This is a genomic window from Mesorhizobium japonicum MAFF 303099, assembly GCF_000009625.1.
Classification (GTDB): domain Bacteria; phylum Pseudomonadota; class Alphaproteobacteria; order Rhizobiales; family Rhizobiaceae; genus Mesorhizobium; species Mesorhizobium japonicum.
On the sequence record NC_002678.2, the window covers coordinates 749,750 to 774,985 of the forward strand.

Consider the following 25,236-nt stretch of genomic DNA (forward strand, 5'->3'; position numbering starts at 1 on the left):
AAAATTCAAGAAAAACTACGCTTTCCGCTTTTCAGCCTGGCGCCGGATCCATTCGTCGGCTGCGTCCCGCATCGTCTTTTCCCGGCCGTCCTTGAGCCAGGCCATCAAAGTCCGGTCGAACCTGAACGTATCGCCGCATTCGCGCGTGAAATAACGGCGCACATTCTGGGCGTTGGGCGTGGCACGCGAAATCGGATCCGCGTGCCAGTCGAACGCATTCATCGTCAATCCTTGCGCCGCCAGGTTCAGATGCAGCCAAGGGCTAGCAACTGCGCTGCGGCTTCGCAAGGAGCTCTAGAACTTATCCAGATCCTGGTGCCGGGCCTTGATTTCGCGCACGGTCCGCGACGAGGAGCGCAGCACGATCGTGTGCGTGGTGATGTAGGTGCGGCCGAACTTGACGCCGGCCAGCATGTTGCCGTCGGTGACGCCGGTGGCCGCGAACAGCACGTCGCCGCGCGCCATGTCTTCCGCGTGATAGATCCGCTTCGGATCGGAAATGCCCATTTTGGCGGCGCGCGCGACCTTTTCCGGCGTATCGAGGATCAGCCGGCCCTGCATCTGGCCGCCGGTGCAGCGCAGTGCCGCCGCCGCCAGCACGCCTTCCGGCGCGCCGCCAGTGCCGAGATAGAGATCGATGCCGGTTTCCTCCGGGTCGGTGGTGTGGATGACGCCGGCGACATCGCCGTCACCGATCAGCCGGATCGCCGCTCCCGTGGCGCGCACGGCATCGATCAGCTTGGCGTGGCGCGGACGGTCGAGGATGCAGGTGGTGATGTCGGACACCGCGACGCCCTTAGCCCGGGCGAGGCTGGCGATGTTTTCGGCTGGCGAGGCGTCGATATCGATGACGCCTTCGGCATAGCCCGGACCGATGGCGATCTTGTCCATATAGACGTCGGGCGCGAACAGCAGGCTGCCCTTCTCGGCGATGGCGATGACGGCAAGCGCGTTGGGCAGGTTCTTGGCGCAGATCGTCGTGCCTTCGAGCGGATCGAGCGCGATGTCGACGGCCGGTCCTTTGCCAGTGCCGACCTCCTCGCCGATATAGAGCATCGGCGCCTCGTCGCGCTCGCCCTCGCCGATCACCACCGTGCCCTTGATGGCAAGGCGGTTGAGCTCCTGGCGCATGGCATCGACCGCGACCTGGTCGGCAGCCTTCTCGTCGCCACGGCCGCGCAGCCTGGCGGCTGCCACGGCGGCCCTTTCGGTGACGCGCACCAGTTCCATGGTGAGTATCCGGTCAAGGCCGGCGACGATGTTCTGGGCCACATTCATGTTCGGCAAATCCTCGTTGGCATACCGCCTCCCGCCGGAGGCGGGCCTGTTTTGTCAAACGAGCATGACAACGGCAAGACCTGCCGCGCGTTTTATCGAAAGGTCAGCAATATCAATCGATTGAACCACATTCTCAACAAAAAGGCGGCCCGGTCGGAAACGACCGGGCCGCCTTGAAGACGCAGAACGGATGGCTCCCGCGATCTAGAAAACCGCGAGATATCTGAGCAGCGAAATGATGCCGATGATGATGACGATGACCTGCACGATCTGCCGCATCCTGGCGTCGAGCGGCAGGCGCTGCACGAGATAGAGAACGAGGATGATGACGAGGAATGTGATCAGTATGCCGATCAACATGGATGAAGCCATGACGCCCTCCTTCAAATGATTTCCTGAAACGGGAGCCGGCAAAACCGGCTCAATGCCGGCGCGCTCAATACCAACGGCGCGACGTGTCGTTGTTCATCGACTGGCCGACTGCAATCCCGGCCAAAAAACCGAGCAGGCCAATGACGCCGATCACGGCTGTCGTCGTGCCCGGATTTTCGCGCGCGACATCCGAAACCGCTTGGGCCTGGCTGCGCAGCTGCTGTGCTGTGCGCGATGCACGCGCCGAGGCCGTCTCATAGAAGTCCGAGGCCTGCTCGCTGGCGTCATCGAGCATTTCCGCGCCCCGCGCCGAAATGCTCTTGTTGATCTTGGTGATCTCCTTGCGCAGTTCGGCGATCTGCTTTTCCAGCGTTTTCTGGATGTCGTCGATGGCTGGGGTGTCGGACTTGTTGGTATCGGCCATGAAGCGGCTCCCTTGGTTGCTGACCAAGAGAACGGCGCCGCAACGAATTCGTTCCGGCTTATTCGCGGCTGGTCGCGACGGGATCCCGGGATTCCCCTTGGGGACGAAGTTACCCTGCCCGCTCGATGCGGATGACCTGCGGCTTGTCGGTCAGGTGACCGTCCTTGGTGATGCCGTCGACGGCCTTGCGCACGGCGGCCTCGGTGGTCTCGTGGGTGACGAGGATCACCGTCTTCTGCGCCGCCGCTTCGCCGTTGACTGCGTGCTGGACGATCGATTCCAGTGAAATATCGTTGTCGGCCATGCGCTTGGCGATCGCGGCGAAGACGCCAATGCGATCATGCACGGTTAGCCGGATGAAGTAGCCGCCGGCATGGCTGCGCATCTGCGCCTTCTTGTAGGGCCTGAGCTCCTTCGCCGGCAGGCCAAAGACCGGACCATGCTGGAAGCCGGGGCGGCTCTTGGCTATGTCGGCGATGTCGCCGATCACGGCAGAGGCGGTGGCGTTGCCGCCGGCGCCAGGGCCGGAGAGCAGCAATTCGCCAAGGATATCGGTCTCGATCGCCACCGCATTGGTGACGCCATGCACTTGCGCGATAACGGAGGCGGTCGGCACCATGGTCGGATGCACGCGCTGCTCGATACCGCTATCGGTGCGCTGGGCAACGCCGAGCAGCTTGATCCGGTAGCCGAGATCGCCGGCGGCGCGGATGTCGGCCTGTGTGATGTTGGAGATGCCTTCCATATAGATGTCGTTGGCGGCGATCTTGGTGCCGAAGGCAAGGCTGGTCAGGATCGACAGCTTGTGCGCGGTGTCATGGCCCTCGATGTCGAAGGTCGGATCGGCCTCGGCGTAGCCCAGCCGCTGCGCATCCTTCAGGCAGGCATCGAACGAGATGCCCTCGGCCTCCATGCGGGTCAGGATGTAGTTGCAGGTGCCGTTGAGAATGCCGAACACGCGGGTGACCGAGTTGCCGGCCATCGCCTCGCGCATCGTCTTGATGACGGGAATGCCGCCCGCCACCGCCGCCTCGTAGTTGAGCAGCACGCCCTTCTTCTCGGCGATCTCGGCCAGCGCCACGCCATGCTTGGCAAGCAGCGCCTTGTTGGCGGTAACGACGTGGCGGCCGGCTTCGAGCGCCGCCTTCACCGACAGGCGCGCCGGCCCCTCGTCGCCGCCGATCAGTTCGATGAACACATCGATCTCGGCGCTCTGCGCCATCTTGACCGGATCGTCGAACCATTTTGCGGCGCTGACATCGACGCCACGGTCGCGTTTCGGGTCGCGCGCCGAAACCGCCGACACGACGATGTCGCGCCCGCATTGCCGGGTCAGCTCCGCCGCCTTGTCGCGCAGCACCCGCGCCACCGCTGCACCCACCGTGCCAAGTCCGGCAATTCCAACACGCAGAGCTTCAGCCATGGAAGGCGACGTCCCTCAAAATCAGATCGAATTTTGCTTACCGGTGGGCGGACAGCGGCACCACATTGTTGGGCTGCTTGGCGCTGGTCGACAGGAAGCGCTTGATGTTGCGCGCCGCCTGGCGGATCCGGTGCTCGTTCTCCACCAGCGCCAGGCGCACGAAATCGTCGCCATGCTCGCCGAAGCCGACACCGGGCGCCACCGCCACGTCGGCGTGCTCGATGAGCAGCTTGGAGAATTCGAGCGAGCCCAGATGCTTGAACGGTTCGGGGATCGGCGCCCAGGCGAACATCGAGGCGGCCGGGGCCGGAATGTTCCAGCCGGCGCGCCCGAAGGAATCGACCATCACGTCGCGGCGCTTGTGGTAGACCTCGCGCACCTCTGCGATTTCGTCGCCGTTGAGCGCATGGGCCGCCGCCACCTGGATCGGCGTGAAGGCGCCGTAGTCGAGATAGGACTTCACCCGCGTCAGCGCCGAGATCAGCCGCTCATTGCCGACTGCAAAACCCATGCGCCAGCCGGGCATGGAGAAGGTCTTCGACATCGAGGTGAACTCGACGCAGACATCGATGGCGCCGGGCACCTGCAACACCGAAGGTGGCGGGTTGCCGTCGAAATAGATCTCCGAATAGGCAAGGTCGGACAGGATGATGATGTCGTTCTTCTTCGCGAACGCCACCACGTCCTTGTAGAAGTCGAGCGAAGCGACCAGTGCCGTCGGGTTCGACGGATAGTTGAGGATCAACGCCAGCGGCTTGGGGATCGAGTGGCGAACGCCGCGTTCCAGCGCTGGAATGAAACCATCGTCCGGCTCGACCTGCAGCGAGCGGATGACGCCGCCCGACATGATGAAGCCGAAGGCATGGATCGGATAGGTCGGGTTCGGGCACAGGATGACGTCGCCAGGCGCGGTGATCGCCTGCGCCATGTTGGCGAAGCCTTCCTTTGAGCCGAGCGTGGCCACCACTTGCGTGTCGGGGTTGAGCTTCACGCCGAAGCGGCGCTGATAATAGGCGGCCTGAGCGCGGCGCAGGCCGGGAATGCCGCGCGAGGAGGAATAGCGATGCGTGCGCGGATCGCGCACCACTTCGCACAATTTGTCGACGATGGCCTTGGGCGTCGGCAGGTCCGGATTGCCCATGCCGAGGTCGATAATGTCGGCGCCGCGCGAACGGGCGCTGGCCTTGAGCCGGTTGACCTGCTCGAACACGTAAGGCGGAAGCCGGCGGACCTTGTGAAACTCTTCCATGGCAGTTCCAGACAGCAAAAGGGGTATTGGGCGCGCGCTATATACTCATTTGCAGGTAGGGTCGAGGGCGGGATCGCATTTGCCTTCGATCTGCTTCAGCGCCTGCGGACCATGTTTCGCGGCTAGGTCCGCCAGTGCCGCCTGGTTGGCGACCGCGGCGCCGCCGCCGCTTTTGGCGCCCTGCGCGTTGCCGTCAGCCTTGAGTTCGGCGAGCTTGGCGTTCGTCTCGGCTTGCGTGAGCTGCTTGTTCGCCACTTTCGGCGGGATGTTGAGGTTCGGGAAGGTGCCGGTATCCTTCGGTCCTGCATTCTCGGCCATCGGCACCGGGCCGGCGGTATTCGTGCTCGAGCACCCGGCGATCCCCACAAGGACGATCGCCGCGCCGATGCGGCAAAACCGTGCGGCATTAAAAAAAACAGTCTCGCCAATATTAATCGTCATATTGTTTCCTTGGCAGCCGGGGTAGAGCGAGATTGGACCCTGTCGGATGTCCCATGTTAATATGTCAAGAAAACGCTTCGGGAGGAACCCCGCGAACCATGTCCAAAACACCCGATTCGGGCAAAACGGAAGATGACGAGCCTTCGACCGTCGAGCAATATCTGGTGAAGGATCCGGAGCGCTTCGCGTTGAACATGGCGCGCATGATCGAGCAGGCCGGCAAAGCGGCGTCCGCCTGGGCCGAACCGCGCGAGCGCGGCGAAGTGCGCGACCACGTCGCCGAGCCGGTCGTCGACATGGTCAAGACATTTTCCAAACTCAGCGAATACTGGCTCGCCGACCCGCAGCGCGCGCTCGAAGCGCAGACGCGGCTGTTCGCCGGCTATATGACGGTGTGGGCGAACGCCATCCAGCGCGTCAGCCCCAACGCCGAAGGCACCGACGACGCCGTCAAGCCGGAGCGCGGCGACAAGCGTTTCCAGGACCCGGAATGGGGCCGCAACGCCTTCTTCGATTTCCTCAAGCAGGCCTATCTCGTCACCTCGCGCTGGGCGTCCGAACTGGTCGAGCACGCCGAAGGTCTGGACGAGCACACCCGCCACAAGGCGAGCTTCTACGTCAAGCAGGTGTCCAATGCCATCTCGCCGTCAAATTTCATCCTGACCAACCCGGAGCTGTTCCGCGAGACCGTCGCTTCCAACGGCGAGAACCTGGTGCGCGGGATGAAGATGCTGGCCGAGGACATCGCCGCCGGCAAGGGTGACCTGAAACTGCGCCAGGCCGACTATTCGCCCTTCGAGATCGGCAGGAACATCGCCACCACACCCGGCAAGGTGGTCGGCCGCAGCGATGTCGCCGAGATCATCCAGTATGATCCCGCGACCGAGACGGTGCTGAAACGCCCGCTGCTGATCTGCCCGCCCTGGATCAACAAGTTCTACATACTCGACCTCAACCCGCAGAAATCCTTCATCCGCTGGGCGATCGAGCAAGGCCACACCGTTTTCGTCATCTCCTGGATCAATCCGGACGAGCGCCACGGCGCCAAGAATTGGGAAGCCTATATCAGGGAAGGCCTGCAATACGGCCTCGACACGATCGAGAAGGCCACCGGCGAGCGCGACGTAAACGCGATCGGTTACTGCGTTGGCGGCACGCTGCTGGCGGCGGCCCTGGCGCTGATGGCCAGGGAAGGCGACGACCGCATCAAGTCGGCGACCTTTTTCACCACGCAAGTCGACTTCACCTATGCCGGCGACCTGAAAGTCTTCGTCGACGAGGAACAGGTCGCAGCTGTGGAAAAGTCGATGAACGAAAAGGGCTATCTCGACGGCACCAAGATGGCGACCGCCTTCAACATGCTGCGCTCCGGCGACCTGATCTGGCCCTATGTCGTCAACAACTACATGCGCGGCAAGGATCCCCTGCCCTTCGACCTGCTCTACTGGAATGCCGATTCGACCCGAATGGCGGCGGCCAACCATTCCTTCTATCTGCGCAATTGCTATCTCGAGAACAACCTCTCGCGTGGCACGATGGAGCTGGCGGGGCATACGGTCTCGCTTGGGGATGTCACCATTCCGGTCTACAACCTCGCCTCGCGGGAAGATCACATCGCGCCGGCACTGTCCGTCTTCCTCGGCTCGAAATATTTCGGCGGCAAGGTCGACTACGTGATGGCGGGATCGGGCCACATAGCCGGTGTCGTCAATCCGCCCGCCTCCGGCAAGTACCAGTATTGGACCGGCGGCAAGCCGGAAGGCGATTTCGGCCAATGGATTGCCAAGGCCGCTGAGCATCCCGGGTCGTGGTGGCCGCACTGGCAAAGCTGGATCGAGGCCAAGGACGACACCCGCGTGCCTGCCCGCAAACCCGGCAAGCATATGAAAACCTTGGGCGATGCTCCCGGCAGCTATGTGAAGGTGCGTGTGTAACGGACTGTAATGTCTGGTGAGTTGACGGCCCGCCAAAAGCGGGCGAAATGGTGTCGTCAACCATCAAGCAGCCGTAATTCGGCAATCGCTGCAAAAATACTTCCAGGCTTGCGGATTTGACACAGGTCTCGTTTCCGGATCGGAGACAAAGGTCACCTTGGACAGCGACTTCCAGTGCTGCGCCGAGGACGTACCGACCGGACATCGAGGGGGAATTTGACTTTGAAATCAGCAGGATGGAGCCTAGCAAAGGGAGAACGCAGCGCCATCTTGGCAGCGCTCTGCTGTGTGCTCCTGGCCTCCTGCACATCGGCCGGCGACCCGACAATGTCGGTCGGAATGCCTGGCTACAATGCCTCCGCCTCCGACGTTAACGTGGCCGCCACCGGCAAGCCCATCGCCACCGCCGATTCGACTTCGCAGACAACGGCCACGCAAACGACCGTGATGAGCGAAGGCGACACCGCACTCCCCGAAAAAGTCGCTTACGTACCGATGGCCAAGCCGCAAGCAGCCTTTCCGCTGATAACGCCGGCTGGCGCTGAAACGATCGCGGGACAAACGCCGCAGGCCTTGCAGCAGCCGGCCCAGACGGCACAGCAGACCGACGCGGTCGCCCAGAAGATCGCTGCCGCCGATGCCGCGGTGACAACGCCGAAGCCAGCCACGGCGCCGGTGATGAACAATCCGGTCTATGTGACCGCGGGTGAGGCGCCACAAGCAGAGGCGCCAAAGAAACGTGGCTTCCTGGCCTCGATGTTCGGCGCCACGCCCGCTTCGGCCACACCGGCTCCGCTGATCAACACGCGATCGGGCGAACAGCCGACCGCACAGGCCAAACCCGCGCCCGCGGCGGCGGCAAAGCCGATCATCACGTTGGCCTCGGCCGACTCCACGGCAAAGCCAATACAATTGGCCTCGACCGGTGACGACGCCGGTCATATCACCGGCAGCGATGCCTTGCCTGGCGTGCGTCAGACCGCCCTGTTCGAGATCAAGCGCAAATCCGGCCTCGACGACGAAAGCGACGTCGACCTCAATGAGGATGAGGGTCCAATCGGCGGCAGCTATCAGGTTGCGTCGGCCGCCGGCATGGCCCGGCTCGCGCCCAACGGCCTGCTGAAGCAGAACGAAAGCGTCGATGTCGCCTGCCTGAAGCCGTCGCTGGTGCGCGTGCTGAAGACGATCGAAGGCCATTACGGCCGCAAGATGGTGGTCACGTCAGGCTACCGCGACCCTGCTCGCAACCGCCGCGCCAACGGCGCCAAGAACTCGCTGCACATGTACTGCGCCGCCGCCGACATCCAGGTGCCCGGCGTCTCCAAATGGGAACTGGCGAACTACATCAGGACCATGCCCGGCCGCGGTGGCGTCGGCACCTATTGCCACACCGAATCGGTACACGTCGACGTCGGCCCCGAGCGCGACTGGAACTGGCGCTGCCGCCGGCGCAGCGGCGGTGACGACGGCTAAAGGGCGCATTCGAGATTAACCGGAGCGTCCCCAACTTCGTCATCCACGGGCGGAGCAATGGGCGTTTTCGCTAATCACCAAGCGCCCAGTGGGTGATGAAGCCCCCGATTCCAAAGCCCCGCAAAAAAGTTGTCCAAGCCGGCATCTGACGGGTTGCCGGTTGCGCACAACGTCAGTATAAGCCGCTTCGTCTGAGCGCGCCCATCGTCTAGCGGTTAGGACACCGCCCTTTCACGGCGGTAACAGGGGTTCGATTCCCCTTGGGCGTACCAGGCTTTTCAGGCACTTGGCGACCTCCCCGTCCTTACTGTCCAATTTTTGGCCAATATCGTCCGGAACCAGCCGATTCCAAGGAACCGGTCAAAATGGCAAAGCAAACAATTTCGCATGGATGACGGACGCCACCCACGCCGAATCCGGCATGTCTGAATGCGTCAGACTTTCAGAGACTCGCCGTTCCATCACCGGACATGTCGCCGTCTGCGCCGAGCCCTTTAGCGCTTCTTCGGCTTCGGGGTGATCTCCTCGACCGAGCCCTCGCGCGCCATCCTGAAGCATCGACTGCCTCTGTAGTCAGGATAGCGCGGCTTGTCGAAGATGCTGACGATGTAGGCCGGCTTGTCGATCATTGGCCGGGATCGGTGCTGTTGAGACTGCACATGCGGATCAGCCAGCCTCCGCCAGCAGCCTGTCGCTCAAAGACGCTGAGTGAAGTTCCGTTCCCGGTCGCCTCACCCTCCGAATAGGCCGCGAGAGACCATGCAAGGTGCCCTGATGCCCCCGCCTCTATTATGCCTAGTGTTTTGTCGGGGGTGGCGTGTTGGGTCCAGACGCCATGCAGCGCCTCTATCGCCGCGCGGCCGCGAGCTGCCGCCGCATAGGGAGAATGCAATTCCGCATCAGGTGTGAATACCGCCGCGCAACCGGCAGCATCCCCGTCTCGATAGGCCGCAACGTAGATGTCCCAAAGCTCCTGCAGTTCGTCGCGGATCGACATCATTTCCTCCCGGTAAGGCTGCTCCTTCATTCGTAGGCTGCAATTACATTAGCACTAGCACATATATTGACCAGCCGGCGTCGCTGCTGCTCACAAAACAGCCCGTCGGTTAGGCCGGCGTCCTATTCACATCCCAATCTATAGGTGCCGGGCCGCACTGCCGTGGAACCTCAGGCGCCCGTTGCCCTACACGGCCGCAGGTGGCCGCGCCGGTCCTGTTCCATGAATGGCCGGCGCGAGTTCATTTGCATTTTAGCTAATTGAATGTGAGATGGTCATGAAATTCCGAGCGGGGGCTCATGACCACAGACATTTTTCTGACCGCTGTAGCGGCATTCTCGATACTCGTTCCGCTGTACTTCATCCTTGAGTGAGGCGTTAAGCCGCCTGGTTGGCGCCACCAGCGCGCGTTTCCCGCTGACGCTGTCCTAAACGCGGCAGAGGCTTCCCGCGCGTCCTGGCGCCCGCCTATGGCCAGTCGCTGTGTCTCTGGTTGCACCTGCAAGCTGCTTGAACGCAGAAACCTCGCCGCTCCATTTGCGAAGCGGCGAGGCCCACCACACCCGCCCAATTGCCGGTCCCAACAGCCGGTATTGCTGACAAAGCAATTGTTGTGCCAGCGACAATTGATCCATTACGGGACAGAAGGACCGGTCGCCGCAAGTTACGCGGCCGCATCGTCCGGCCCGCTCTGGCGCCTCCCGCTGCGCGCCAGAGCGGCCAATGCGCGCTCCTCAGCGGCGGTAGCGGAGCACCCCCCCTCCTTCTCCCGCTCACGCTCGAGGCGGTAAACTTCCGGTAGGGGTTGCCAGTCCTTAGGCTTATTCTTCCTGCACCATTTCGGCGGCGGAATCCCCAGTGCTCGATTGCAACGAGATCGATCCGTCAAACCAGCAACTCAGTTTCAACTTGGCAAAGTGCAGCAACCCTTGCCACCCACCAGACGCGATCGATTTCGAGGTCGACGGCGCCTTCCTTCCAGGGAGCCTCGGTAAGCCAGCCCTTCACGGCGGTAACAGGGGTTCGATTCCCCTTGGACGAACCAGAGTTTCGAGCACTGAGCCCGATCCCCTATTGCCGAATATCCGTCCGTGTCTCAGCCGCCCTTGCCTGTGTCCCAGAGCACCTGCATCAACCATCCTATTAGCAAGCGCTTGTATTCATCATAAAGCCGGATCATTATTCAAACCATCAGGTCGCTGAAGGGGTAGAGCGCCATGGAACTGATCTGTTCTGATCCGAGCGGGAGCATTTTTGCATCACCCGCCTTCCTCAACCTCACCGCTGTTTTCATCATTCTGGCAGCCTTCGCCGTTGCGCGGCTGATTGCAATGTCACGTACGGATTCTCTTGACCAGCTTCGGTTCGCGCCGATCCAATCCGCAAGTTGAGGACTGTTGTTTCTTGCCTTCAGCGGTCATGCACTCGAGGGTGTGCGCAGTAGCGATGTTATGGGGGCGCCATCTTGTTCGTTGATTACTACGAACTCCTTGAAATCAGCCCGAACGCCAACTCGGAAACGATAGAACGGGTATTCCGCTATTTCGCCATGCGCTACCATCCTGACAATCAGGACACCGGCGATGAATCGCGCTTCAGCGAAATCCTGGAAGCCCACAATGTTCTCAAGGACCCAGTCAAGCGCGCGCAGTATGACATTCAGCACAAGGACCATTTGAGCCTGCGAACAGAGTTGATTGGGGAAGCCAGCAACAGCACAACTATCGAGCGTGATGTGGCCATTCAGGCGAAATTGCTCTCACTGCTCTACGTCAAACGCCGGCAAGACGTAAACAATCCCGGTATTGGCGATACAGAAATCGAACGTTTGTCAGGCTGTCCGCGAGAACATCTTGAGTTTCATCTCTGGTACCTGAAAGCCAAGGGTTGGATTGGAAGGATCGAGAACGGAACCTTCGCGATCACCGTGGAAGGCATCGATCGCGCCAATTCCGAACATCGCCGTGACGCCACAACAAGACTGCTGGACCATGCAGGCTGAAACGCGCAAGCCAGCGTCTGCGCCGTATCGACTAACCGCCGACCAGCGGCACGGTGACGGTGGTGGCGTAGTTGATCGGAAAGCTGCTGAGGTAAGGAAAATCGACGACGAAGGCATAGGTGGCGGTCAGATGCGCCATGCGGAAGCCGCCGCTCGCCGGGTCGACGGCGATCGTCACGTTCACATCCTTCAAGCCCAAGGCCTGCAATTTCTGCGTGGCGATCGATTGGATGTCGGCTTGGGTCAGCGTGTTCTGAAGCTGCAGCGAGCGCGATGATGTCTCCAGCGTATAGCGAACGCTGGACACCGAATGCATCGACCAGCCCAAGGCGAAGATCCCGAACAGCAATATGATAAGGAACGGCGCGATCAGTGCGAACTCCAGCCCGGCCCCGCCCGATCGATCCCGCCTGAAGGCGCTTGCCCCAGCGCAATACCGGGGATCGCGGCAAAACGAAGAGCTAGGGCGCTTCGCCATTTCCGCGAAACGGTGAGACGCCCTACCGAACACGGATCACCTCCAGATGGCCGATGACGCTGGAAGCGGAAAAGACGCCGAAGGTGAAGGGCGGCGTCCAGGTGGCCGATGCCTGGATCTGAACATAGACCGACGGCACCTTTGGTCCGCTGCACAAAGTGGAGGCGTCGACCACGGTCGTCCCGCACATATAGATCCGGCTTAGCGTGACCTGGCCGTCCGTCGGCCGCTTCTCCCAACTCGACATGGCAACGGCCTGCGTCGCCGTGTCATTGGTCGATCCTTCCATGATCAGGTTCGCGGCGGTCTTGACGCCGGCGCGCATCGACAGTGAGCTCGTCACATAGGACCAGCCGTCGATGATGCCGAGCAGCGCCGCGCACAGGAAGGGCAGGACCATGGCGAACTCGACCGCGGCAACGCCAGAACGGTCGCCAAGGATTGATCCGCGTTCCATGGAAGCCTACTCGACCAGTGCCACGGACTGCGTGGCCGGAATGTCTCGCATTCCGAGGCTCGTGCAATCCTGATTGATGGTTGAATTCCCAGACCATTGGATCGTATTGGCGACGACTTGGGTGCAGCCGTTGTTGCCCGAGAAGTTGCCGAGATAGCTGATCTGCTGTTTCGGGAAGTAGATGGCCCCAGTCAGCAGCGAGTCGGCTGTGCCGTTGAAGGTGCTGGATGCGCTGTTGCCGGTTCTGTCGCCATAGAACAGAACGCCTGAATAGGCGCCCGAAGTCGGCGCGCTGAGCTTCACGGACGCGTTGCCGTTTATGCTGACCGACGAACTGCCCGACATGAAGATCGTCACCCCGCTGCCTGTGATGGCAGCGTTGGCGTTTATCTTGAGATTGCCCTGGACGACGTAGACGCCGGGTGAGAGCGTGACATTGCCCTTTAGCGTCATGCCGCTGCAATAGGTGCCTGGACTCAGTGTGGCTTTGTTATCGTTCTGGCAGGGGTTCGAAGCGGCTGGGGCCGGCAGGTCGGCAAATGGATCGGCGGCAGGCAGCGCCTGGGTTATCGGGGCCGCGCAGACGGTCGTAACGGGATTGCTGAGAGAAACACCGCCCCCCGATATCAGGCAATCGGCCTGGAGGCCCGCCGAGCCCTGAAGCTTGATGGCGTCCGATGCGATCGAATTGGACATGACCGAGCAGCCGATGAGCTTGACGCTGGTGTTGCCGGAAAACAGCGCCGCCTGCGAAGCGGATGGGTCGAGCGCGAGCACGCAGGCCTTCGAAGCGTTGGTGATGAGGGCCACCGCCCTCGCCTGCTCGGGCACCTGACCTTGCGTGAAGATCGAGGTGAACATCCGGTTGATGTTCTGAGCGACGATGACCTCGACCGCTTTCTTCGCTGTATTCGGCCCGGACGCTGGCGGCGTGTTGACGACGATCGTGCCCGAGCCCAGCCCGTTCGTCGCTGCCGACTGCGTCGCCGCCGCGATTATCGTCGGCTTGTCGGAACCCGAGATCTGTTCAAGCGCGCCGGCATAGGCCGCGGCATCGGCCGTCGCCTGCAGTCTCAGGCTGTTGTAGTACCAGTAGGAGGTCTCCACACCGAAGCCGGCCGCGCCGACGACGATCGGCAGGCTGAGGGCGAAGATGGTGGCAACATTTGCCCTTGTACTCCGGCGGATACCGGTCGCAACGAGCCGAATTCGGGTGAAGCGATTGAAAGCCATAGCTTAAATTAGAAAGCACGCATGTATGAAGGAACGGCTAAAAAGTTCCGTTCATTTTTGATGACGGCTTCGATTGGCTTTCAAAATAACCAGCTGTTGACTGACCTCTGCGCGCTTGTGAACGAGAACTGCTGCCCTGCGGGGCGCCGAGGATGGTCTACCGGTCCTTGACGCGCGGTTGCGCGCCAGGCGACCAGTGATCACGGAGCCGAACAGCGGAGGCAAGCATCGATGCCTCGGAGCTGCCGGCCTGCGATAGAGTTGCGGGTATCGTACAGGCGAGCGATCGTGCCTCGCCTACCAGTTCACCCTGAACCCGACATTGCCGCCATAGGTCTGCACCCGGTCGGCGAACTTGCCGTCGAAGGTGGCGAACACCGATGTGTTGGCGCTCCAGTTCAGCTTGACGCCGGCATTGACGGTGATCGCGTCCTCGGCCGCCCCTGCCCCCTGAACGACGAAGGCATAGCCGGGTGCTGCCTGGAAGCCAGGCTCCACCGAGCGGTCCGGCTTGAACTCGTGCAGCCAGGCGGCGCGGCCCCAGGCCTGCAGGGTCTTGCTCTCGCCGATAGCCATCGTGGTGTCGAGCTGCAAGCCGAGCGAGACCGGCAGCGAGATGACCGTACGGCTGTCGAAGTCGAGGCCCAGCGCTCCGTCGCTGGTCGACTTTTCCGAGAAGGCCTGCATCGCCAGAGCCTGGAATTGCAGCCCGGCGAACGGCGTGATGGCGCCGGCGCCGAAAGGCCGCCGCCAGCCGGCCTCGAGGCTGGTGCCGAAGCCCGCGCTCATGAAATCGCCGGTCCAGTGTTCCCTGGTGATTGGCGGCACCGGATTGAGCGGATTGGGCGCGCCCGGCACCGAGGTGAAGCGGTCGGTGGTGTTGCTGTAGAGATCCATCGCCAGCGAGCCGTTGATGTAGAACTGGCCCCATTTGCGCGCGCCGTAGGCGCCAGCATGGCCACCGATGATGTTGCCGGAGGTTTCGCGGTCCGGCACGGCGAAGGATCCGGCGACGCCACCCAGCGCGAAGCCCATCAGGACATCGGGATCGCCCTGCGAGTCCAGGCCAACGGCGAAGTTTCCGGATTTGTAGTCAAGGGCTGCGCTGCCGACCACCGGATCGCCGGTAACCGCACCCGAATTGCCGCCCGCCGTCGCCCAGTAACTCCAGCGCTGTTCGTTGGGCCCGTTGGCCAAGGCGTCGAACGGATTGGTCTTGCCGGGCGGTTCGGCATAGGCCGCCTCCGGCGCTTTCAGCGACTGGCTCATCGGGTCCGTCGCGATGCCCATGCGCCAAGCGTCGGCCTGCCGGCTCATCTGCGCCAGGAAGGTGCTGTTGGCGTCGAACTCCGGCTGCTGGAAGCCACTGATGCCCTCGCCTGAGATCGTGTCGTAGACGGCGCCAAGCTGATCAAGCGTCGGGATATAGAAGATCGCGTTGGCGATCTTGGTGAAGTTCGGCGACGTCAGATCGGTCTGGATGGCGTTGATCGCCTGGCCCACCGCGGTCTGGTTCTCGGTCAGGCCGGTGCGGGCGAAATTGATGTCGACATTGAGGACGATATCCTCCGGGTTCGGATATTTCAGCGCATACTGCGCCACCGCGCTCGGGATCGTATCGAGCTTCAACCCATTGTCGGTGACACCGCCCTGCGCCTCCAGGATGATGTAATCCTGATTGCCCGGCTTTGCCGCGCCCGGATTCATGATGTTGATGCTGACAAGGCCGTTGACGTCAGCCGTCCCGCTCACATTGATGCGGTCCGCCTCCGGATCGAGATCCAGGTCGAGCAGATAGACGCCGCCAAGCGATTGCGACCAGTTGCCGGTGACGTCGGTCGTCATCACGCGGTCGAGGCCGCCGGGAGCAGCAAAACCGTCATTGTCGAACTGGCCGGCCAGGTCGAGATAGACGGTGTCGCCCATCAGGTAGACGGCGTTGGTCTTGTTGTTGAAGATGTTGAGACCCGCGCCGAGATCCATCGAGCCGACCGTCAGGTACATGTTGTCGAACGTCTCGTTGCCGACGCCGCCGCGCATGGCATAGCCGTCGATCAGCAGCACCGAACGGACGATGCCGTTGTTGGTCAGCACATTGTCCTTGCCGTCCTTGTAGCCGATGCCGCCGCCGGCACCCGAGCCGCCGATGATCGTCACGCCACTGGCGATGGTGACGTTGATGTCGCCATTGTCCGATATGTTGCCAGTGCCGCCGGCGCTCTGCTCCATCAGCGCGAAGGAATTCTTGCCGATGACCGCGAGATCGGCCGTCTGCGTGAAGGTGATGGCGCCGCCGGTGCCGCCGCCGCCGGCGCTGCCCATGAAGCCTTGCGGGGCCATGGCCATTTTGCTGCTTGTGGACTGCACCTGGTCGAGGCCGAGATAGTTGCCGGAAAAGCCGCCGACGCCACCGCCGCCGCCGATGCTCTGGCCAAACACGCCGACCGAATTGTCACCGGTGATGAGCATGGCGACATTGCTGTTGATAGTCACGACGCCGCCATTGCCGCTGCCGCCGGCGACGGCCTGGACGATGCCGTCGGTGCCAGCGGTCACCACGCCGCCACCACCACCCACGGACTGCGCGAAGATGCCGACAGAGCCATTGCCGGTGAGCCTGATCTGCCCCGTATTGGTGACGGTGACGTCGCCGCCCTTGCCGGTCGCGCCCGTATCTCCGCCGATGAACACCGGCACGCCGATCGCTGCGGCGATCGCGGTGCCGCCCGAGCCGCCACCGCCGCCGACTGATTGCGCGAAGATCGCGACGGAATTGTCGCCGTCGAGCTGCATGGCCCCATTGTTGATGACGGTGACGATGCCACCGTCGCCGCCGGCGGCACCCTTGCCGCCGAGCGCGATGGCAAGTCCGGGCGGGCCGCCCGATACGGAATAGGACGCACCGCCTGCGCCACCGCCGCCGCCCACCGACTGCGCCATGATGCCGGTCGAGCCGAAGCCCTGGGTGTGGATGATGCCGTCGCTGAAATTGGTGACATTGACGTTGCCGCCCTTGCCATTGGCGCCGCCGTCGCCGCCGATGCCGAAGGTGAAGGCGCCAGGCGCGGGGCTCGCCGCCACGCTCATGGCACCGGTGCCGCCGCCGCCGCCGATCGATTCTGCGAAGATCGCGACCGACGAGGCCGATACCGTCGTGATGTCGCCATGGTTGTTGACGGTGACAACGCCGCCATCACCCGAACTGCCGCCGCCGCCGCCGACCCCGATCGCGACAGGCACGATGCTGACGCCGAACGCGCCGCCGCCCGAGCCGCCGCCGGCACCGACCGACTGCGCGAAGATGCCATGCGCGCCGATGCCTTCGACCGTGATCGTGCCATTGGCATTGTTGTTGACGGTGACCGCGCCGCCACCGCCGTTGCTGCCGGCGGTGGTGCCGTTACCGACATCGCCGCCCTTGCCGCCGACGGCGATGAAGCCGATCGCGCGGCCGCCGGAACCGCCGCCGCCACCGATCGACTGGGCGTTGATGCCGTCCGCGCCGGCGCCATAGGTGTGCAGGCTGTTGTTGTTGGTGACATTGACGATGCCACCGATACCGGACGAGCCGCCGGCGCCGCCGATCGAGATCAGGGCCGGGATCGAGCCGGTGATGCCGCCATTCTTGCCGCCGCCCGAACCACCGCCGCCACCCACCGACTGCGCCTGGATGGCGTAGGAATCGATGCCGTGCGTCTCGATCATGGCGTTGTTGACGACATCCACCTGGCCGCCGGAGCCGCTCGCGCCGCCCGAGCCGCCGACCGCGATCGCGCTGATGCCGAGCGAGCCGCCGGCGCCACCGCCGCCGCCGATCGACTGCGCGAAAATGCCAACCGAATCATCGGCATGCGTGAGGATGCCGCCGTAATTGTTGACCGTGACGTGGCCACCGGTACCGCCCGCCTTTCCGGAGCCGCCAAGCGACAGCAGGCCGCCGGCGCCGCCGCCCGTGCCGCCACCGCCACCGACCGATTGTGCGAAGATGCCGGCCGAATAGCCTTGCTCAGGGTCGGCGCTCGGCGCGCCCTCTGCCGGCGGCGTCGGCGACGTGCCGAAGGTCTGGATAATGGCCGCGCCGGCCTGGCTGAGGTTGGCCTTGCCGTTGGTGACGGTGACCGAACCGCCATTGCCGGCGGCCTTGCCCTGGCCGCCAAGGCCGACGGTGCCGAGCGCACCGGCCTCGCCGTCGCCACCATCGCCGCCGCCCCCGCCGATCGACTGGGCGTGGATGCCGTCCGACTTGGTGCCGTGGGTCGTGATCACACCTTCATTGGCAACGATGACGGTACCGCCATTGCCGCCACCGGCGCCGTTGCCGCCAATGGCGACCGTGCCCGACCTGGTCAGGCTGCTCGTGCCGAGCGGCTTCAGGAGCAGCGTCGGATCGACTGGCACGTAGGGTATCGCAAGCAGGCCGCCCGTCCCCACATAGGCGTCGCCGCCGATGCCGCCGCCGCCGCCGATCGACTGCGCGACGATGCCGGACGACTTGTCGCCATCCGTGGTGATGAAATCATAATTGCCGACATCGACGGTCATGGCGTCATTGCCGGTTCCGCCGGCGCCGCCGACGGTCGCCTGCAGGTTCCAGTTCGGTTTGCCGCCGGCCGGTTCACAGACCTTTGGAAGGGTGCATTTCGCACCAAGCTGCAGCGAGATCGAATTGGCGCGGCCGCCGGTGCCGCCGCCGCCGCCGATCGATTGCGCCAGTATGCCGAAGGCGCCCATGCCGTTGGTTTCGATGCCGCCATACTGCCTGATGGTGACGTTACCGCCCGTGTTGCCGTTGCCGGCCGAGCCGCCGACTGCAACGCTGACATTGACCTGAGTGCCCGCATTGTTGCCCTTGAGGCCAAGCACGCCGGTGATCGCGTTGCCGCCGGAGCCGCCGCCGCCGCCGACCGACTGCGCGAAGATGCCGTAGGCGCCATCGCCATTGGTCGTGGTCTGGCCGGCCGCGAGCAAGCCGGTCTGCAAGAGACCGTGATTGGTCACGAAGACGTCGCCGGCAAAGCCGGCGTCTCCGCCGAAGCCGCCGACGGTCACGCCGGCATTGAAATTGGTTCCGGTGCCGAGCGAGCCGATCACGGCCGAGACGGCCATGCCGCCATTGCCGCCGCCGCCACCGATCGACTGCGCCTGGATGGCGTCTGATTCGACCCCGTAAGTCGAAATGGCGCCGGTGTTGTCGACCGTCACCTTGCTGGCGTTGGTGCCGGCGCCGCCGAAGCCGCCGACGCTGGCCGACAGCGTCTTGGCGTCGGTGCCGGCAATCACGCCGGAGATCGCCATGCCGCCATTGCCGCCGCTGCCGCCGACCGATTGGGCGAACAGGCCGACGGACTGATCGCCGGTAGTGATGGTCGAGCCGTGGCGCGTCAGCAGCACTTCGCCACCGGTGCCGCCGCCACCGCCCTCGCCGCCGACAGCGGCGGTGATCTGGTTGCCGCCCTCACCGAGGTTGAGAGCTGCCGCCACGCTTAGCCCGCCCGTGCCGCCGCCACCGCCGACCGACTGCGCCAGGACACCGAAAGCCTTGTTGCCGCTGGTCTGGATGATGCCGGTCGAATCGACCGTGACCTTCTCGGCATCGCCGCCGGAACCGGCGCCGCCACCGAGTGATACCGAGACCGCGCCGTTCTTGCTCGGGTTCTTGCCGAGCGAGCCCTTGATTGTCGCGGCAAAGGAGAAGCCGCCATTGCCGCCGCCGCCGCCGACCGATTGCGCCAGGATGCCGTTCGCGCCGTTGCCTCCGGTCAAAATATTGTCGACCGAGGTGACATTGACGGTCTTGCCGTCGCCGGAGCCGGCTCCCGAGCCGCCGACGGAGACTCCGATCGCGGCCTTGGCATTCTGGCCGGTGACCGAAACCGCCCCGGAGAAGCCGCCATCGCCGCCGCCGCCGCCGACCGATTGCGCGAAGATGCCATTCGAATCCCCACCAACGGTGTGGATGGTCGCATTGTTGTTGGCGAGCGTGGTGCCGATATTGCTGTTGACGATGACGCGGCCGCCATCCTGGCCGGTGCCACCATTGCCGCCGACGCTGACGGCCGCGCCACCAGCGCCGTCAACGACCATCTCGCCAGAGATGGCGAAGCCTCCGGTCCCGCCGCCGCCGCCGATCGACTGGGCAAGGATACCATTGGCCTTGTCGCCGGTGGTGTCGATCGTGCCGATGTTGTTGACCGTGACCAGCTGCGAGGTGCCGCCCTTGGCGCCGCTGCCGCCGACAGAAACCGCCGCGGCCGCTTTCTGGCCGGAGCCCGCGATGGTGACCGCGGCTCCGCCATTGCCGCCGCCGCCGCCGACCGATTGCGCCAGGATGCCGTTCGAACCGTTCTTGAGGGTGACGATGTTGCCGGTCGAGGTCACGGTGACCGTGTCGGCATTGCCGCCGCCCTTGCCGGAGCCGCCGACACCGACGCCGATCGCGCCTGCTCCCGTGGTGATCGCCAGCGCACCGGAGAAGCCGCCATTGCCGCCGCCGCCGCCGATCGACTGCGCCAGGATGCCGTCGGCCTTCAAACCTTCGGTCCTGAGATCGCCCGTCGAGGAGACGGTGACCGCTTTGGCGTTGCCGCCATTGTCGCCCGAACCGCCGACACCGACGGCCAGACTGCCCGTGCCCTCGCCGGTCAGCGTGCCGGCTATCGCGCCGCCGCCATTGCCGCCGCCGCCGCCGACCGATTGTGCGAAGATCGCATGCGAGCCGTCGCCATCGGTCTCGATGTTGCCGTGGCTGGTGACGGTAACGACCGCGGCGTCGCCGCCGCTCGAGCCGGAGCCGCCGACCGCGACGCTGGCCGCCATATCCTTGCTGCCGGCCAGCGCAATGGCAAAACCGCCATTGCCACCGCCGCCGCCGACCGATTGCGCCATGATGCCGAAGGAGTCTTTGCCTCCGGTCAGGATGTTGTTGTAGCTGGTGACGGTGACCGTTTCGGCAGTCGAGCCGGATCCGGCGCCGCCGCCGATGCTGACACCGAGACCGCCGCCGCCGAGCCCGACGCCGAGGCTGCCGGCAAAGCCGCCCGAGCCACCGCCGCCGCCGACCGACTGCGCGAAAATACCGGATGAATTGTCACCCTGGGTCCAGATCGACACGATGTTCGAGGCTGGCGCCAGCAGCACCGGCTGGCCGTTCGCGCCGACGAGGCTGTAGCTGTTGACGATCACCTTGCCTGATGCCGAGCCGGTGGCGCCGGTGCCGCCGACGCCAACGCCGATGCCGGCATTGCCTGTCGTGGCAGAGCCGGCGACCGCGAAGCCGCCATTGCCGCCGCCGCCGCCGATCGACTGCGCCAGTATGCCGTTGGAGAATTTGCCCGTCGTCGTGATCGTGCCGGTGCTCGTCACCGTCACGTCCTTGCCGACGCCGCCGACGCCGCCCTTGCCGCCGATCGCGACCGACGCCGTTGCCGCATCGGGATCGCCAAGCGCACCGGTGACGGCGACACTGAAGCCGCCATTGCCGCCGCCGCCGCCGATCGACTGCGCGATGATGCCGGACGAATTGTCGAAATTGGTCGAGATGTTGCCAGTCGAGGTGACCTTGACGATGTCGGCACTGCCACCGCCCGCACCGCTGCCGCCAAACGCCACGCCGACGGCGATCGACTTGCCGCCGCCAAGCGTGCCGGCAAAGCCGCCATTGCCACCGCCGCCGCCGACCGATTGCGCCAGTATGCCGGCCGCGCCCGTACCGCGAACACCGCCTGATATGAAGCCGGCGCCGGTCGAGATGTTGCCGGTCGAGATGACGGTGACATCGAGGCCGTTGCCGGCCGCGCCGCCCTTGCCGCCAAGCGCCACGCCGATACCGGCATCCTTGGCAAGCGCCAGCGAAACGGTCGATCCGCCATTGCCGCCACCGCCGCCAACCGACTGCGCCAGAATGCCGATCGCCTGGTCGCCATACGTCGTGATGTCGCCGGTCGAGGTGACGCGAACGGTTTTCGCGCTGCCACCACCGGCGCCACTGCCGCCAAGCCCGACCGCGGCGCTGACACCCTGCAGCGTGATCGCGCCGGCGCCGGCAAAGCCGCCATTGCCGCCGCCGCCACCAACCGACTGCGCCATGATGCCAATCGACTGGTCGCCATGGGTCTGAATGTTGCCGGCCGAGGTCACCGTCACCTCGCCGGCGCTCTGCCCGCTGCCGCCACTGCCTCCGACGGCCACCGAAGCGCCCAGCGCGCCGGTCGTGAACGTGCCGGCGACGCTGAAGCCGCCATTGCCGCCACCGCCGCCGATGGACTGCGCCAGAATGCCGTCGGACTGTTTGCCGTAAGTGGCGATGTTGCCATAGCTGGTGACGAAAACATCCTTACCGACGCCACCGGTGGCACCGCTGCCGCCGACCGAGACCGCTGCCGCGCCGCCGGCGCCTTCATAGGAACCGGAGACGCTGAGCGTCACGGCGAAGCCGCCATTGCCGCCGCCGCCGCCGATCGATTGCGCCAGGATGCCGGTCGAGTTGTCCTCTATCGTCAGTATGTTGTTGTGGGTGACGGTGTTGCCGACCTTCTTGCCATTGTTAACGGTCGCCGTACCCGCATCACCGCCGCCACCGCCCGTGCCGCCGAGGCTGACGCCGACGCCGACAAGCCCGCCCGCCGCGAGGCTGCCGGAGAAGCCGCCATTGCCGCCGCCGCCGCCGATGCTCTCGGCCTGGATGCCGACCGCGTTCTTGCCTTCGGTGACAAGATTCCAGGTACCGGTATACGTGGTGGCGACCGTATGGCCGGCGCCGTCAGCACTGACGGTGACATTGCCGGCATTGCTGCCGTCGGCGCCCGCGCCGCCAAGGCCGACGCTCGCCGCGCCGCCGCCAAGGGCCGCCGAGATGGTGAAGCCGCCATTGCCGCCGCCGCCGCCGACCGATTGTGCCAGGATGCCGGTCGAATTGTTGCCCTTTGTGTGGATCGAACCGGAACTGCCGACAATGACGTCCGCACCGGCGCCACCGCCGGCACCCTTGCCGCCGATGTTGACGGCGATGCCGACCGCGCCGCCAATGGCGCCGCCGATCGCATAGCCACCATTGCCGCCGCCGCCGCCGACCGACTGGGCAACGATGCCGCCGGCATTGTTGCCGGCTGTCGAAATGTCACTGAGGCTCGACACGGTCACGAGTTTCGATGCACCGCCGGCGCCGCCATTGCCGCCAATGCCGATCGCCGCCGCGAATGTCCCGGTGGCGTTGACCGCCACCGCGATCGCCGCACCGCCATTGCCGCCGGTGCCGCCGATCGATTGCGCGAAGATGCCGCGCGATCCCTGGCCATAAGTGGTCAGCGAACCGGCGGTCTCCACCGTCACGATGTTGCCGTCGCTGGCATTGCCGGCAGCCCCGCCCATGGCGAGCGCAAGCACGCCGACCGCGCCCGAAACCGAAAATCCGCCATTGCCGCCGCCACCGCCAATCGATTGCGCGAAAACGGCATCCGACTGGTCGCCATGGGTGATGATCGAATAGGCAGTATCGTTGGCGTCGCGCAGCACCTCCACCGCTCCGGACGTGCCGCCACTTCCGCCGGCGCCGCCAATCGCCACGCTGAAGCCGATGCCGCCGGAGAACGCGCCGCCGCCATTGCCGCCGCCGCCGCCGACCGATTGCGCGAAGATGCCGGCGGAATTGACTGAAGCGGCACCATTTTTTCCGGTCTCGATATCGCCCGCATTGGTCACCGTCACCCGCGCGCCATTGCCGCCGGCGCCGCCTTTGCCGCCGGCCGAGAACAGGCCGCCGGAGGTGCCGCCATTGCCACCGCCGCCGCCGACCGACTGGGCGAAGATGCCGGCGGACTGCTTGCCGTCGGTACTGATCGAGCCGGCTGATGTGTTCGTCACTTCGACGATGCCGCCATTGGTGGTCGAAGCGCCGTCGCCGCCAAGCGAAACCAGACCGCCTGAATTGCCGCCATTGCCGCCGCCGCCGCCGATCGACTGCGCCAGGATGCCATTGGATTCCTGGCCATGGGTGACGATCGCACCGGAATTGGTGACGCCGACCGTCACGACATTGGCAGGGCCACCATTGCCGCCGAGGCTGCCGCTGCCGCCCGAGGCGAACAGGCCGAAATTCGAACCGCCGTCGCCGCCGCCGCCGCCGATCGTCTGGGCCAGGATGCCCTGTGAATTGTTGCCCCAGGTGGCGATATTGGCATTGTTGGTGACCTGGACGATGCCGCCATTGCCACCATTGCCGCCGCTGCCGCCGGACGACGAAAACAGGCCGAAACCACCGGCACTGCCGCCGCCGCCGCCGCCGATCGACTGCGCGGCTATGCCGTGCGAATAGATGCCATAGGTGGTGATGGTGGTGCCGACGCCGGTGAAGACATTGGCATTGCCGCCTGCACCGGCCGGACTGCCACCGCCCGGATTGAAGACCAGGCCGCCGCCACCGCCGCCATTGCCGCCATGGCCGCCCTGGCTGATGGCTGCAATGCCCGCAGAGTAGTTGCCCTGCGTTTCGACGCTTCCGCTGTTGAAATTAACGGTGGCATTGCCACCGCTGCCACCCAGCCCGCCATCGCCGGCATCGCCCGAAATGCCCTTGGCGTCGCCACCATCGCCACCATCGCCGCCGACGCTGCTCGCAACGATGCCGGCGTTCGGACAAGCCGTGGGCAGGACGCAATTGTTGCTCGTCATGACGGCCCCATCCACATTGACCGTGACGATGCCGCCATCGGCGCCATTGGCGCCGTCACCGCCATCGGAGAAGACGTAGCCATTGCTGCCATTGCCGCCCCGGCTGCCGTTCGAGGCGCCGAGAACACCGATGGTGCCGGTCGCGATCACCGCACCGCTGTTGGGCGTGTTGGTGTTGGCGGTGGGCTGATTATAGTTGACCACAAGTGTCGGGCCAGAATTGCCCGAAGGCCCGCCGGCGGCCTTGACCGGCGGTGCGACGCAGCTTGTTCCGGCAGGCGCGCCACTGGCGACCGCGCAGCTCTCGGCCACGGCGGGATTGCCGTTCTGGGCGGGTTTTTCCGGGGTGATGACGCAGTCGGCCGCATTGCCGGTGCTGCAGGTGTAGTGCTGGACTTCCGTTGCCGGTGCCGGGTTCGCCCCGCTACCGGTAAGGGATATCCGGCTGGGGTCGATCGTCAGCGTGTTGACGTTGAGCGTCGTGACGCCAGGCGCGGTGTAGCTGATGTCAGACTGTGTCCCGGATCCCGCGCAGGTCTCGACGCCACCACTCGGCCCCGTGCAAGTCGCTTCGGCAGGCCCCGTCGAACCGACGAACAGCGTCAGCGTCATGAGAATGGCCGCTACTGCCGCAAACCCTGAAAGGCCCAGAAATCTCTGCTTCAACCTGCCTGAAACAAAGCGAGACTCGGCTACGTACCCACGAACACGAGTCATCATCACCCCCTGATCCGCACCGCCCCCGGCGCGAATCTGCCCTTGCTAATGCAACCTAGCAGATTGCAATGGCAATAGGCGCTCCTAAGAATA

17 protein-coding genes and 1 tRNA gene are annotated in these 25,236 nt (G+C 64.5%); 5 read left to right on the forward strand and 13 right to left on the reverse strand.

Annotated features, from left to right (window positions below):
• Positions 1-15: 15 nt before the first annotated feature.
• From MAFF_RS04840 to MAFF_RS04870, 7 genes are all read right to left on the reverse strand, one after another.
• Positions 16-222 carry a DUF6434 domain-containing protein gene (locus MAFF_RS04840; RefSeq protein WP_044547735.1) on the reverse strand — a complete coding sequence of 69 codons (207 nt, stop codon included), beginning with the start codon at positions 220-222 and terminating at the stop codon, positions 16-18.
• 72 nt (positions 223-294) lie between these two features.
• A complete protein-coding gene (glpX, locus tag MAFF_RS04845; RefSeq protein WP_010909766.1) occupies positions 295-1,278 on the reverse strand; it encodes a class II fructose-bisphosphatase in 984 nt (327 codons plus the stop codon).
• 204 nt (positions 1,279-1,482) lie between these two features.
• The gene (locus MAFF_RS39930; RefSeq protein ID WP_010909767.1) at positions 1,483-1,650 is read right to left on the reverse strand and encodes a Thivi_2564 family membrane protein; all 168 of its coding nucleotides are present in this window, start codon (positions 1,648-1,650) and stop codon (positions 1,483-1,485) included.
• A 64-nt stretch (positions 1,651-1,714) separates the two neighbouring features.
• Positions 1,715-2,074 (reverse strand): hypothetical protein, encoded by a 360-nt coding sequence (locus tag MAFF_RS04855; protein ID WP_010909768.1) that lies wholly within the window; start codon positions 2,072-2,074, stop codon positions 1,715-1,717.
• A 109-nt stretch (positions 2,075-2,183) separates the two neighbouring features.
• Positions 2,184-3,497: a homoserine dehydrogenase gene (locus tag MAFF_RS04860; RefSeq protein ID WP_010909769.1), complete on the reverse strand. Its 1,314-nt coding sequence runs from the start codon at positions 3,495-3,497 to the stop codon at positions 2,184-2,186.
• A gap of 37 nt (positions 3,498-3,534) precedes the next feature.
• The gene (locus tag MAFF_RS04865) at positions 3,535-4,746 is read right to left on the reverse strand and encodes an LL-diaminopimelate aminotransferase (RefSeq protein ID WP_010909770.1); all 1,212 of its coding nucleotides are present in this window, start codon (positions 4,744-4,746) and stop codon (positions 3,535-3,537) included.
• Positions 4,747-4,791: 45 nt separating this feature from the next.
• The gene (locus MAFF_RS04870) at positions 4,792-5,187 is read right to left on the reverse strand and encodes a hypothetical protein (protein WP_080511787.1); all 396 of its coding nucleotides are present in this window, start codon (positions 5,185-5,187) and stop codon (positions 4,792-4,794) included.
• A 98-nt stretch (positions 5,188-5,285) separates the two neighbouring features.
• Between MAFF_RS04870 and phaC the strand changes: the two genes are divergently transcribed.
• The 3 genes from phaC (at position 5,286) to MAFF_RS04885 (ending at position 8,866) form a co-directional block, all read left to right on the forward strand.
• Entirely contained in the window at positions 5,286-7,121 is a 1,836-nt protein-coding gene (phaC, locus tag MAFF_RS04875; protein WP_010909772.1) for a class I poly(R)-hydroxyalkanoic acid synthase, read from the forward strand.
• Between the two features lie 216 nt (positions 7,122-7,337).
• Positions 7,338-8,594, forward strand: a complete 1,257-nt coding sequence (locus tag MAFF_RS04880; protein WP_044547738.1) for a YcbK family protein — start codon at positions 7,338-7,340, stop codon at positions 8,592-8,594.
• A 197-nt stretch (positions 8,595-8,791) separates the two neighbouring features.
• Positions 8,792-8,866: transfer RNA gene (locus MAFF_RS04885), tRNA-Glu, on the forward strand.
• A 222-nt stretch (positions 8,867-9,088) separates the two neighbouring features.
• On the opposite strand, the gene MAFF_RS41135 is transcribed toward MAFF_RS04885, so the two are convergent.
• Both MAFF_RS41135 and MAFF_RS04890 read right to left on the reverse strand, forming a co-directional pair.
• Complete coding sequence (locus MAFF_RS41135) at positions 9,089-9,223, reverse strand: hypothetical protein (RefSeq protein WP_280113137.1); 135 nt, start codon at positions 9,221-9,223, stop codon at positions 9,089-9,091.
• Positions 9,220-9,621, reverse strand: coding sequence for a YybH family protein (locus MAFF_RS04890; protein ID WP_010909775.1), 402 nt, complete (start codon positions 9,619-9,621; stop codon positions 9,220-9,222). The genes MAFF_RS41135 and MAFF_RS04890 overlap by 4 nt, the downstream gene beginning before the upstream one ends.
• Before the next feature lie 1,187 nt (positions 9,622-10,808).
• Between MAFF_RS04890 and MAFF_RS39935 the strand changes: the two genes are divergently transcribed.
• Both MAFF_RS39935 and MAFF_RS04895 read left to right on the forward strand, forming a co-directional pair.
• Positions 10,809-10,982 carry a hypothetical protein gene (locus tag MAFF_RS39935; protein ID WP_010909776.1) on the forward strand — a complete coding sequence of 58 codons (174 nt, stop codon included), beginning with the start codon at positions 10,809-10,811 and terminating at the stop codon, positions 10,980-10,982.
• Between the two features lie 74 nt (positions 10,983-11,056).
• A complete protein-coding gene (locus tag MAFF_RS04895; protein ID WP_010909777.1) occupies positions 11,057-11,593 on the forward strand; it encodes a DnaJ domain-containing protein in 537 nt (178 codons plus the stop codon).
• A 31-nt stretch (positions 11,594-11,624) separates the two neighbouring features.
• Here MAFF_RS04895 and MAFF_RS04900 read toward each other — a convergent pair whose 3' ends face one another.
• The 4 genes from MAFF_RS04900 to MAFF_RS04915 form a co-directional block, all read right to left on the reverse strand.
• Entirely contained in the window at positions 11,625-12,071 is a 447-nt protein-coding gene (locus tag MAFF_RS04900) for a TadE/TadG family type IV pilus assembly protein (protein ID WP_080511788.1), read from the reverse strand.
• Between the two features lie 22 nt (positions 12,072-12,093).
• On the reverse strand, positions 12,094-12,528 hold the full coding sequence (locus tag MAFF_RS04905; protein WP_010909779.1) for a TadE/TadG family type IV pilus assembly protein: 435 nt from the start codon (positions 12,526-12,528) through the stop codon (positions 12,094-12,096).
• A 6-nt stretch (positions 12,529-12,534) separates the two neighbouring features.
• Positions 12,535-13,761 (reverse strand): pilus assembly protein TadG-related protein, encoded by a 1,227-nt coding sequence (locus MAFF_RS04910; RefSeq protein WP_010909780.1) that lies wholly within the window; start codon positions 13,759-13,761, stop codon positions 12,535-12,537.
• Between the two features lie 297 nt (positions 13,762-14,058).
• Positions 14,059-25,038 (reverse strand): autotransporter outer membrane beta-barrel domain-containing protein, encoded by a 10,980-nt coding sequence (locus tag MAFF_RS04915; protein WP_010909781.1) that lies wholly within the window; start codon positions 25,036-25,038, stop codon positions 14,059-14,061.
• Between the last annotated feature and the right edge of the window lie 198 nt (positions 25,039-25,236).

Excerpts from the sequence above, each read along its gene's own strand:
- MAFF_RS04900 (WP_080511788.1), bottom strand. The coding sequence starts at position 12,071 with ATGGCGAAGCGCCCTAGCTCTTCGTTTTGCCGCGATCCCCGGTATTGC.
- MAFF_RS04865 (WP_010909770.1), bottom strand. The coding sequence starts at position 4,746 with ATGGAAGAGTTTCACAAGGTCCGCCGGCTTCCGCCTTACGTGTTCGAG.
- MAFF_RS39935 (WP_010909776.1), top strand. The coding sequence starts at position 10,809 with ATGGAACTGATCTGTTCTGATCCGAGCGGGAGCATTTTTGCATCACCC.
- MAFF_RS04915 (WP_010909781.1), bottom strand. The coding sequence starts at position 25,038 with ATGACGCTGACGCTGTTCGTCGGTTCGACGGGGCCTGCCGAAGCGACT.
- MAFF_RS39930 (WP_010909767.1), bottom strand. The coding sequence starts at position 1,650 with ATGGCTTCATCCATGTTGATCGGCATACTGATCACATTCCTCGTCATC.
- MAFF_RS41135 (WP_280113137.1), bottom strand. The coding sequence starts at position 9,223 with ATGATCGACAAGCCGGCCTACATCGTCAGCATCTTCGACAAGCCGCGC.
- MAFF_RS04870 (WP_080511787.1), bottom strand. The coding sequence starts at position 5,187 with ATGACGATTAATATTGGCGAGACTGTTTTTTTTAATGCCGCACGGTTT.
- glpX (WP_010909766.1), bottom strand. The coding sequence starts at position 1,278 with ATGAATGTGGCCCAGAACATCGTCGCCGGCCTTGACCGGATACTCACC.
- MAFF_RS04840 (WP_044547735.1), bottom strand. The coding sequence starts at position 222 with ATGAATGCGTTCGACTGGCACGCGGATCCGATTTCGCGTGCCACGCCC.
- MAFF_RS04910 (WP_010909780.1), bottom strand. The coding sequence starts at position 13,761 with ATGGCTTTCAATCGCTTCACCCGAATTCGGCTCGTTGCGACCGGTATC.
- MAFF_RS04860 (WP_010909769.1), bottom strand. The coding sequence starts at position 3,497 with ATGGCTGAAGCTCTGCGTGTTGGAATTGCCGGACTTGGCACGGTGGGT.
- MAFF_RS04890 (WP_010909775.1), bottom strand. The coding sequence starts at position 9,621 with ATGAAGGAGCAGCCTTACCGGGAGGAAATGATGTCGATCCGCGACGAA.
- MAFF_RS04855 (WP_010909768.1), bottom strand. The coding sequence starts at position 2,074 with ATGGCCGATACCAACAAGTCCGACACCCCAGCCATCGACGACATCCAG.
- MAFF_RS04905 (WP_010909779.1), bottom strand. The coding sequence starts at position 12,528 with ATGGAACGCGGATCAATCCTTGGCGACCGTTCTGGCGTTGCCGCGGTC.
- phaC (WP_010909772.1), top strand. The coding sequence starts at position 5,286 with ATGTCCAAAACACCCGATTCGGGCAAAACGGAAGATGACGAGCCTTCG.